This is a genomic window from Sphingobacterium sp. DR205 (assembly GCF_011064245.1).
GTDB lineage: Bacteria > Bacteroidota > Bacteroidia > Sphingobacteriales > Sphingobacteriaceae > Sphingobacterium > Sphingobacterium athyrii.
In genome coordinates this window covers 2,575,244-2,586,647 of the sequence record NZ_CP049333.1, presented here as the reverse complement: position 1 = coordinate 2,586,647, position 11,404 = coordinate 2,575,244, and the positions used below count along the sequence as shown (strand labels likewise).

Sequence of the window (11,404 nt, the reverse complement as noted above, 5' to 3'; positions counted from 1 at the left end):
TACATATTTTATAAAAAAAATCAAAAAAAATTTCAGTTTTCCGTAAAAACACAATATTTTTGAAAAACAAAATCAACAAAACTGTAATTTAATTATAAAATACAAATGTCGAACCTAAGATTCAAAGCAGTAGAGGCAGCGGGCTCACGCCAGATTGCACAATTTGAAAAAGTTGAAACTAAAAAAGCAACTGACATCTACGGAAAGAACGTTTTTTCCGTAAACAAAATGAAAGACTACCTTCCTAAAAACTCATATAAGGAGTTAGTTGCATCCATTGAAGAGGGACAGATTATTTCTAGAGATCTAGCTGAGCACATTTCGCAAGCGATGAAAACTTGGGCCCTTAATCATGGCGTTTCCCACTACACGCACTGGTTTCAACCTTTGACTGGTTCGACAGCTGAAAAACACGATGCTTTTTTCGAACCTGATGAAAATGGCGAAGCAATCGAAAAATTCACTGCGGACGCTTTAGTTCAACAAGAACCAGATGCTTCATCCTTCCCTAATGGCGGTATCCGTAACACATTCGAAGCTAGAGGATATACGGCATGGGATCCTTCTTCACCAGCATTTATCTATGAAACCGGCACCGGTAAAACACTTTGTATCCCTACGGTATTTGTTTCTTATACTGGTGAATCATTAGATTATAAGGCTCCTTTATTAAAAGCAATCAATGCTGTTGATAAAGCGGCAACTGAAGTCGCACAATATTTTGATAAATCAATCACGAAAGTAAACGCCTCTCTTGGTATCGAGCAAGAGTATTTTTTAGTTGACCTTTCCTTATACAATGCACGCCCTGACCTTCAATTGACCGGCCGTACCTTGTTCGGCCACATGTCTGCTAAAGGACAACAATTGGAAGATCATTACTTCGGAGCGATTCCAGAGCGCGTATTAGCCTATATGGTTGATCTGGAAAACGAAGCGTTAAAATTGGGTATTCCATTAAAAACCCGTCACAATGAGGTTGCACCTTCACAGTTTGAGTGTGCACCTATGTACGAAGAGATCAACTTGGCAATTGACCACAATCAATTGTTAATGAACGTGATGGAGCAAGTTGCTTTGAGACACAACTTCAAAGTATTGTTACATGAAAAACCATATTCTGGTGTAAACGGTTCCGGAAAACACAACAACTGGTCTTTGATTACCAATACGGGTATCAACCTATTGTCTCCGGGCAAAACGCCTAAAAATAACCTGATGTTCCTGACATTCTTTGTCAATACCATCAAAGCCGTATTTGAAAATGCAGATTTAATGCGCGCATCTATTGCTAGTGCCAGCAACGACCACCGTTTAGGTGCAAATGAAGCTCCGCCAGCAATTATCTCAATCTTCTTAGGTTCTCAATTAGATGAATTGTTAGAAGAAGTTGAATCAGCCCGCGTAGCGAAAAAAGTAAAAGCTGAAGCCAACTTGTGGCACGGCATCCCTAAAGTTCCAGAATTGAAGCTGGATAACACGGACCGTAACCGTACCTCACCTTTCGCATTTACCGGTAACAAGTTTGAGTTCCGCGCTGTAGGTTCCTCAGCAAACTCTGCCCTACCAATGACGGTATTAAATGCTATCGTTGCTGCTCAATTAATTGAGTTTAAAGCAGAGGTAGACAAACAGATCAAAAAAGGCACGAAAAAAGATCTTGCAATCTTAAATGTTGTCCGTAAATATATCAAAGATTCAAAAGCAATCCGTTTTGAAGGAAATGGATACAGTGAAGAGTGGGAAAAAGAAGCTGCAGCACGTGGTCTTTCAAACATCAAATCTACACCTAAGGCATTAGACGTTTATGTAAAAGAAGAGTCATTGGCCTTATTTGAATCCTTAGGAATCTATACAAAACGTGAATCAGAAGCCCGCCATGAAATCTTGTTAGAGAACTTCTACAAGAAACTTCAAATCGAGGCCCGTGTGATTGAAGAAATGGTCAATAACCAAATCGCACCTGCATGTTTCACTTACCAGAATGAATTAATCGAAAATGTAAAAGGTCTTAAAGACCTAGGACTTGCGCAAGCAGCATTCAGCTCACAGCTGAATTTTGTAGAGCGTATCTCAACGCATGTAAACACCATTCTGGAGCAAGCTGAAGCCATGCGTCAAGAACGTAAAAAAGCAAACCAGATCGAAGATGTACGTGAGCGGTCAATCGCTTATGACGAATTGGTAAAACCATATTTTGATGTGATCCGTTACCATGTCAACAAATTGGAAAAAATCGTTGACGATAAAAAGTGGCCTCTTCCAAAATTGAGAGAGATCTTATTCTTAAGCTAATATCGCTTCATACAAAAACAAGAAGAGCATTCCGGCTGGAATGCTCTTCTTGTTTTATATACGGACAGTTGATTGGAATAAAACCCCACCCGGCCGCTATTTTTTTAACCGGTTATCCTCATCATTATTTCCGGCCCGCTTATCCACGGATTTAATATTGATGTTTCCGAAACGGTAAGAAAGTGAAAGCCGGATCACTCTACTGTCATATCCATTGCGAATGCGATAATATCCGTTTTCCTGAACACTGGACAACCGACGCTGACCTCTGGTATTCAAGATATCGTTGACAGCCAGCTTGACATTCAGCTTTTTGTCGAAAAATGTTTTCCCTGCTCCAAGATCTATCCCATAGTAAGATTGAAAACTAAACACACCATAGACAGCCGGAGAGAAATAATTGGCGGTCAGTTCCACATTGCTTGTCTCTCCAATACGGATATCATGATTGGAGCTCACCTGAAAAGATAGTTTTTCCAATTGCCGCTGAGCACCCGAACGCTCATCAAAATTATATTTACTGTAGAAGGCAGTCACATTGTTGGAAGTGGTCCACCATTTAAGCACTTTAACCGGTATATTGATATTCATGTTATAATAGTCGAAATAGGTCAGGTTTCGATCTGTCTGTGCAATGGCTTTGGTTTCTGAATTGCTCTCAATTACCTGAGTGATCGCATCATTTGTCCTCTTGTAGCCAAGGCTCAACAAATAACGTTCCTTAAAGGTGTAATTCAGTTCGTAGGAGTTGGTATATTGAGGATTCAAATAAGGATTGCCGAATTGATAGGTATATTGATCCAGGTAGTAGATAAATGGATTCAATGCACCATAATCCGGCCGGTCTATCCTTCGACTGTAACTCAGACCAAGCTTATGCTTATCGTTGATCTGTTGCTGTATAAATACCGTGGGAAAGAAATCCGTATAATTACGTTTTGTCTGCTGCCCTAAGGTTACTGAATTGCCCAATGAACTTGTATTTTCAACACGGAGCCCCGTTTGCACAGAAAACTTTCCAAAGGACTTATTCAAGGTAAGGTATGCCGCCGCAATGTTTTCGTTGTATAAAAACTGATTACTCTGGTCTTCATTTGGGACAAATTCCCCTGCTGTGTTTTGATCCTCATAGACCAGATTGTTATCTGTTTTCACACGACTGTATTTTAAACCCGCTTCGAGTTTTGTCGTTTTATCAAAGGGATGGATAAAATCGGTTTTGAAAACTAAAATTTTGGTGTTGGATAACATATCGTTTCGGAATACATTTGGCGCCTTAAACTCCATCCAATTTGGATCCAGAAAACGATTTTTCATCATGCTATTATCGTGATTCTTGGAATACGAATAGTCTGCATTGGCTGCTAGTTCAGTCCCCAGGGTATCGAATGTCTTTTTGTAATTGAGGTTGTAAGCCAGGTAATGATAGGCAAAATCCGAAAAGTTGCTTCCCTGTACCACGGAGTCCAATTTCCCTTTTTGTGAAGCAATCAGATTATCCCCTTGTCGTGTTGAATTGCCGCTGCTGACATTACCATTGACAACAAAACCCAACACCTGCTGTTCGCCGAGGTTAAAATCAGCAGCGAATTTAAAATTATGCGCACGGTAACGAAATTTGGAGTAAGAATCTGAATTGAAATAAGTGGTCCCCGTTGAATCATTGACAGAGCGATCGATCGTTAAATCATTAAATCCTAAACTGTTATTATAATTATAGGATGCGAAAATATTCGCCCAACTATTTCGATGATTGACTAAGAAACCGCCGTCACCTTTCGTATATTTCCCCTGCCCCAGATTTAGATTCAGGCTAACATTGCTGCCAAATTGTGTATTTTTTTTGGTTTTGATATTGATAATACCTGCGTTACCGGCAGCATCGTATTTCGCCGGTGGATTGGTAAGCACTTCAATTGATGTAATTGAATTTGAAGCCGTATTTTCCAGCAGTCGGCTAACTTCATCCGCCGAAAGATAAGTAGGCTTGCCATCAATCATAATAATTACATTACTTTTTCCGCGGAGATTGATTTTCTTATTATCCAAAGTAACCCCCGGAACTTTTTGTAAGAGTTCCAATGCATTGTTCCCCGTCGCCAAGATACTATTTTCCACATTCAGCACAATTTTATCAATTTGACTTTCAATTAGAGGTTTCTTACCAACAACCTGAGCCTCGCTCAGCACTTTTGATACGGCCTCTAAACGAATGGTATCCAAAGACAATATATCACCCTTCCTTAGGGTTATTTCACTGGAACTGTACGTCGTATACCCCACCGTCGAAACCTGCATCGTATATTTACCTTCGGGCACTCCCAAAAATTCAACTCCGCCATTCTCCTTAGATACGGTTCCTTTCAGCAGGATACCTCCGGGATTACGGAGCAGTGAAATACTCGCCGCAGCAAGCGGCCCGCCATCCCGGCCGACCACAACCGCATTTAACTTTCCGCCATTCGATTGCGCAAAAACAGTCCCCAAAAAGGAAAATAACATGATCATAGTAGCGAATAGCAGCAGTTTATTTTTATTTAGTTTCATAACATAATTTCTTTATTCCATCAATTGGATCGTCATTGTTTATTTAGATGACAACAAACATCGTGTATTCATTACACCTTGACCAGGGGAAATAGACGGATAGCCAAAAACCGTCGGCGGGTGACTAAATAAGCTCGGTAAATTGCTTTTCGCGTTTTCTCGACCACACCATACTATTCATCCCAAAAAAGTGCCGTACATTTCTTTCAGGAGCGCCGGAGAACAAGATTTCACAAAGCAACTGTTTCAAAATAAAAATTCAAAAAATCAATATTATTCAAAATAAATAAAATGAATACGCAAAATATTAAGCATAATATTTGTATTTTTGCATCGAAAATTAGTAAACTGATTGATGGGCATTGTATCATTAAAGAGAAGATTCTACCGTATTTATAGCCAAGTTATGCGATTTGTCCAAGGTGAACACTTTGGTGATGCCCTGCGTAATGTCTCCATCAGCATTCTTCCAAGTCTGGCCATCTATTTATTGGGCACACCCGCAGGCACCGCCATTGGTATTGGTGTCGGCTCCTTGTTGACGACACTGACTGATCCTCCCGGTAACCGAAAGGATAAACTATCCTCCGCCCTGGTATGCATTCCGACTTTCTTTCTTGCGTCATTTCTTACAGCTTACTTCTTTCCTTACCATTGGCCTTTGGTCATTCTGCTAAGTTTGGCGGGATTTACTTTTACCTTATATGGTTTGTTCGGACCACGTTATGCTGCTATCGGCAACATGACATTGATCTTAATGAGTTTTGTCATCGGCCTGGCACCAAAACATCCGCTGGAAGTCAGCCTGCAAATTACGACTGGCGCGGCGATTTATTATGCTTTTAGCCTGCTACAGGCCTACATAAGGCCGTATCGTTCCCTAAAACATGCGATGGCCAATGGTTTTCAGGGTTTATCTCAATTTTTACTGGTCCGTGCGCAATCCTATGATCCCGATATTCCACTGGGTATTACCTATAGCCGTGTAGGAAAAATTCACGGTCAGATCAGTGAACAGCAAGAACAGATACGATCCTTACTCTTCCGGGAGAAAAGAATCATCGGCCATCAATGGCCTAAGAGTAATTATTGGCTGAGTCAGGTTTACGGCCTCATTGATCTACACGAGCTTATTATTGCACTTGATCATGACTATGATGCCATTCGAAAGAATCTTGCCGATACCGGGAGCCTTCCTGTGATCCGCCGTGCAATAAAATTATTGGCACTGGAAATCGAAAGCTTTTCACAACCGAATAAAAGGTTCAGCCATGCACAACAATTGTATTATAATACGATTAAACTGAATGAGTTGTTGAACGAGCTGAAAAATATTCAGCAGCAACAAATCGGATCAGCAGGCCCGATTCTATCGGCTATCATCAACAACATGGAATCTATTCTTGAAGTACTCCGCCGAATCCAGGTTGCTTTTTATCAGAATCAGGAAATTCAGGACAAAATCGGTACCGAGGAATATCAACAATTTATCAATCGTCCCTTGGGCAGTCTGGGGGAGATCAAAGATAAGCTTCACCTAAAAAATCCGCTGTTTCGTTTTGCACTCCGCATGGCTATACTTTTTGGTATCGGCGCATTGATCGGGATTCTATTTCTGGATTTCAAATATACCTATTGGATCTTATTGACGATTGCCATCGTGGCAAGGCCAGCATTTTCGATGACCAAGACCCGCAATATCGAACGTATTGCCGGGACATTTTCAGGTATTTTGATCGGCATCTCCTGTTTGGCTTGCTTCGAAAGTCTTCCCTTATCACTTAGTTTATCGGCCACGGGGCTCTTCGGATTCTTTTTATTCAACCGATCCAACTATATGGTCAGTGTAGTTTTTATCACACTGGGTGTTGTCATTGCACTAAATTTATTCGAAGGTAATATTAATCTTATTCTCGGTAGCCGTATGGCTTTTACCCTGGTTGGCGCACTGCTCACCATTGCAGGATATTTCCTGATTCCCGTGCGTCAAAGCTCAAGCATGGTCCACCTGGCCAAGGAGGTCGCACGCTACAATCAGCATTATTTTCAGATGATCAACAAGCGCCTATCCGACAACCTGCAGAGCTCTTTTGATATCAGATTAGCACGAAAAAAAGCACAAACGGCAATGGCTCTATTTTCTGATTCCATTAACCAAATGAAGAAGGAACCTGAACATAAGTGGATTGATTGGTCCCATATTCACCACTTTCAGGCGCTCTCCTACCGCATCAACTCGCACCTGGTCGGGCTTTCGATTTCCATCAGCAAAAATCCTGAGGTTCTGCACAACGACATTTATAGCCGAATAGATGAGTTAAAACCGCTTTTGACAGATTTGGATCAAATTGCGGAACATATTGCGCTCGCTAAAAGGTAGTAGAAAAGCGATGGCGAAGATCTATTTATAAAATAGTTTTAATTAAAAAAATGATTTTCTTTTGCATTAATAGAAAAGAAGTTTATATTTGCAATGTCTTCAGATGAAGATTTCTAATCAACACCTTCCTTAATCAGCAGGTCTTGATTTATAAAGAAGTGGCGAGAGACTGGCTCTATGACCCACTGGCAACCTTCAATTTGGTTGAAAAGGTGCCAAATCCTGTCCAAAGCAATATCGCTTTGGAGCATATAAATGAAATAAGACAATGATTATTACATTACAGAAAACCATCAACAATTTAGGTTTGTTTCAGACAAACCAGCTAACAGGTAAAGAAGCGACACATAGCAATGCCATGTCTATGCGAATGCGCATGCATACGCACCTTCCAACTTGTTAAGAATCATTTTCCTTTTTCCCGGATTACGATATTAACAGACCTTTTCAACAGGTGTGTATGCTTTCTTTTTTTCTTGTGAATACTTTTTTGAACCCTTAAAATCTGATATATTATGTCTTCCAACAAAAATCTAAAATTCGAAACCTTACAAGTTCACGCCGGTCAAGTGGCAGATCCTACTACTGGATCCAGAGCTGTACCTATATATCAAACTTCTTCATTTGTCTTTGAAAATGCCGAACATGGAGCCAACTTATTTGCGCTGAAACAATTTGGCAATATCTATACGCGGATCATGAATCCCACGACGGATGTTTTCGAACAACGTATCGCTGCCTTAGAGGGCGGAGTTGCGGCATTAGCTGTTGCATCCGGACAGGCAGCACAATTTATTGCATTAAACAATATCCTTGAAAATGGCGATAACTTCGTGGCTGGCTCTAATCTATACGGCGGTACATTCAACCAGTTTAAAGTTGCTTTTAAACGATTGGGTATCGAGGCCCGTTTTGCCACGGATGCCGAAGCCGATAAAATTGAAGCACTTATTGACGATAAGACTAAAGCAATTTATGTGGAAACGATCGGAAATCCGAGTTTTAACATCCCTGATTTTGAAAAAATAGCGGCTGTTGCTAAAAAATACGATTTACCGCTAATTGTCGACAATACTTTTGGTGCCGGTGGATACCTGTTCAAACCGCTGGAATATGGTGCCCATGTGGTCGTTGAATCTGCAACAAAATGGATTGGCGGTCATGGGACAAGTATCGGCGGTGTGATCGTTGATGGTGGAAACTATAACTGGGGCAATGGAAAATATCCACAATTCTCCGAACCATCTGAAGGTTATCATGGTCTGGTATTCTCCGAGGTATTCGGTGAAAAGGGACCTTTTGGCAATATTCAGTTTGCTATCCGCGCCCGTGTTGAAGGCCTGCGTGATTTTGGTCCGGCCCTTTCGCCATTCAACTCATTTTTACTACTACAGGGACTTGAAACATTGTCCTTGCGTGTGCAACGTCACGTAGACAACACTTTAGAGGTCGCCAAATGGCTCGAGGCTCACCCACAGGTAGAAAAGGTAAATTACCCGGGATTAAAAAGTTCTCCAAGTTTTGCAAATGCGCAAAAATATCTTAAAAACGGTTATGGTGCAGTCCTCTCCTTCCAATTGAAAGGTGATGCTGCCCAGAAAGCAAATGCTTTTATTGACAGCCTCGAACTTATCAGCCATTTGGCCAATGTAGGTGATACCAAATCATTGATCATCCATCCTTCAGCAACAACGCACCAGCAGTTAAGTGATGCAGATCAGGCCAATGCGGGTGTATTTCCGGGATTGTTGCGCCTTTCAGTAGGGATAGAACATATTGATGACATTAAAGCTGACCTGCAACAGGCATTCGAAAAGATCAAATAATCAAATACATTCCTAAATTTAAACGTAATGAGCAGGCATATTTATCAGCATCAGGAGCCCTTTGTATTTGAAAACGGCAGGGAGCTTACCGATTTACAGATCAGCTATGAAGTATTTGGAGAACTGAACGCAGATCGCAGCAATGTAGTCTGGGTTTGTCATGCCTTGACCGCGAATGCGAATGTGTTGGACTGGTGGCCGGGTCTTTTTGGTACAGATGATCTGTTTAATCCCAATGACTATTATATCGTGTGTGCGAATGTGATTGGATCGGCCTATGGGAGCAGCAATCCCCTATCCACCAATCCCGCGACAGGTCAGCCTTATTACCTTTCTTTTCCTGAATTTACGGTAAAAGATCTTGTCAATGCCCATCAGTTGCTCGCAGCACATCTGGATATCAGCCAAATTGAAGTTTTAATCGGTGGATCACTGGGCGGTCAACAAGCGTTGGAATGGGCCGCTTCCAAAACGATCGCCATCAATCAGCTCATCGTTGTCGGTACAAACGCAGTGCATTCCCCTTGGGGGATTGCCTTTAATGAAAGTCAACGTTTAGCCATTACAGCAGACCGGACTTTCTATGCCAATCATCCTGATGGCGGTGCAAAAGGGCTGAAAGTCGCACGTTCGATCGCGCTGTTGTCCTATCGCAATTATATCACCTATGATCATACACAAAGGGATACCGATGACAATAAAGTAAATGATTACAAAGCTGCTTCTTATCAAAATTATCAAGGTGAAAAATTGGTTAAACGCTACAATGCATACAGCTACTTTTACCTGACAAAAGCGATGGACAGCCACAATCTGGCCCGCGGAAGAGCATCTCTGGAAGCAGCGCTCGCTGGTATCAACTGTTCAACACTGGTATTAGGTGTCAATACAGATATATTATTCCCCGTAGATGAACAGAAATTTATTGCCCGACATATTCCCAATGCCAGCTACCGGGAGATCGAGTCGAGCTACGGTCATGATGGCTTTTTGATCGAGACAAAAAAGCTGACAGCTATTATCCATAACTTTTTAGAAAATAAGAAGGAGTATATCAACGAATTAGTATAAGAGAAGTAAACAATAATATAAGAGCATACAAGAAGAGATATGAGTAATAAATTAACGATAGGGATGTTTGGATTTGGCGTTGTCGGCCAAGGTCTCTACGACATTATCAAAACGAAAAATCTGAATCTGGAAATCAAGAAATTTGTCATTAAAAATGCGGATAAAAAACGTTCACTGCCCGCTGACTTATTTTCAACTGATGCGGAGGCGATTTTGGGGGATCCGGAAATCAACACGGTTGTCGAATTGATCGATGATGCAGAAGCGGCCTATAGGCTAACTGTGCGTGCATTGAAATCAGGCAAAAATGTGGTATCCGCAAATAAAAAAATGATTGCCGGTCACCTTGAAGAGCTGGTCGACATTCAACATGAATATGGAACGAGCCTACTTTATGAGGGAGCCGTGTGTGGAAGTATACCTATTATCCGTAACCTGGAAGAATATTACGACAATGAGCTTCTGCATTCGGTCAGCGGTATCTTTAACGGATCTTCCAACTACATTCTTTCCAAGGTTTTCAACGAAAACCAGCTTTATGCAGATGCATTAAAAAAAGCACAGGAACTTGGCTTTGCTGAAACAGATCCTACGCTTGACGTCGGTGGATATGATCCTAAATTCAAAGTCTGTATCGTCGCCTCACACGCCTATGGCATCTATGTTAAACCCGATGATGTATTCAACATCGGTATCGACAAATTAGGCCAACAGGATATTCGTTTTGCAAAAGAAAAGAACTTTAAAATCAAATTGATCCCTACGGCCAAAGAGATCGATGGCAATAAAGTCGTGCTTTATGTACTACCTCGTTTAGTAGGCAAAGAAAGCATGTTGTATAATGTAGAAAACGAAAATAACGGTGTGCTGGTCAAAGCTGCATTTGCGGACGAACAATTCTTTTACGGTAAAGGTGCCGGCGGTCATCCGACGGGTTCCGCAGTCCTGTCCGACATTGCAGCACTACGCTATGGCTACCGTTATGAATATAAAAAACATTTAGAATCCAGTGCCTTAAATTATAGTCAGGATTATCTGATCAAGGTCTATTTAAGATACACGGACGATCAACTGATCGAAAAATTAAAATTCAGTGAGATCACCGAAAGGTATTACGCAGCAGATTTCAAATATGTAATCGGCCACATTAATCTTCAACAAATTGCTGCCCATAAGGCCGATTTGGACCAAGAGGGCAATTTCATTGCAGAGATCGCGTAGGCAATCAACAAACCAACCTACCTACGGGGTGTCCGATTATTTTGGACACCCCTATTTTTTATTT

The 11,404-nt window shown here is 41.3% G+C and carries 7 protein-coding genes and 1 riboswitch; of the genes, 6 read left to right on the top strand and 1 reads right to left on the bottom strand.

Going from position 1 to position 11,404, the window contains the following annotated elements; translation table 11 throughout:
* Positions 1–105 precede the first annotated feature (105 nt).
* Positions 106–2,295 carry a glutamine synthetase III gene (locus G6053_RS10925; RefSeq protein ID WP_108632065.1) on the top strand — a complete coding sequence of 730 codons (2,190 nt, stop codon included), beginning with the start codon at positions 106–108 and terminating at the stop codon, positions 2,293–2,295.
* A gap of 96 nt (positions 2,296–2,391) precedes the next feature.
* On the opposite strand, the gene G6053_RS10920 is transcribed toward G6053_RS10925, so the two are convergent.
* Positions 2,392–4,842 (bottom strand): TonB-dependent receptor, encoded by a 2,451-nt coding sequence (locus G6053_RS10920; RefSeq protein ID WP_165306428.1) that lies wholly within the window; start codon positions 4,840–4,842, stop codon positions 2,392–2,394.
* Positions 4,843–5,197: 355 nt separating this feature from the next.
* Here G6053_RS10920 and G6053_RS10915 point away from each other — a divergent pair, with 355 nt between their 5' ends.
* The 5 genes from G6053_RS10915 (at position 5,198) to G6053_RS10900 (ending at position 11,340) form a co-directional block, all read left to right on the top strand.
* Positions 5,198–7,222 (top strand): FUSC family membrane protein, encoded by a 2,025-nt coding sequence (locus tag G6053_RS10915; RefSeq protein WP_165306427.1) that lies wholly within the window; start codon positions 5,198–5,200, stop codon positions 7,220–7,222.
* A gap of 145 nt (positions 7,223–7,367) precedes the next feature.
* A riboswitch (SAM riboswitch) is annotated at positions 7,368–7,480 on the top strand.
* Between the two features lie 10 nt (positions 7,481–7,490).
* Positions 7,491–7,625, top strand: coding sequence for a hypothetical protein (locus G6053_RS30910; protein WP_277603205.1), 135 nt, complete (start codon positions 7,491–7,493; stop codon positions 7,623–7,625).
* Between the two features lie 112 nt (positions 7,626–7,737).
* Positions 7,738–9,048 carry an O-acetylhomoserine aminocarboxypropyltransferase/cysteine synthase gene (locus G6053_RS10910; RefSeq protein WP_104382377.1) on the top strand — a complete coding sequence of 437 codons (1,311 nt, stop codon included), beginning with the start codon at positions 7,738–7,740 and terminating at the stop codon, positions 9,046–9,048.
* A gap of 27 nt (positions 9,049–9,075) precedes the next feature.
* Entirely contained in the window at positions 9,076–10,119 is a 1,044-nt protein-coding gene (metX, locus tag G6053_RS10905; RefSeq protein ID WP_165306426.1) for a homoserine O-acetyltransferase, read from the top strand.
* A gap of 39 nt (positions 10,120–10,158) precedes the next feature.
* On the top strand, positions 10,159–11,340 hold the full coding sequence (locus tag G6053_RS10900) for a homoserine dehydrogenase (RefSeq protein ID WP_165306425.1): 1,182 nt from the start codon (positions 10,159–10,161) through the stop codon (positions 11,338–11,340).
* Positions 11,341–11,404: the final 64 nt, after the last annotated feature.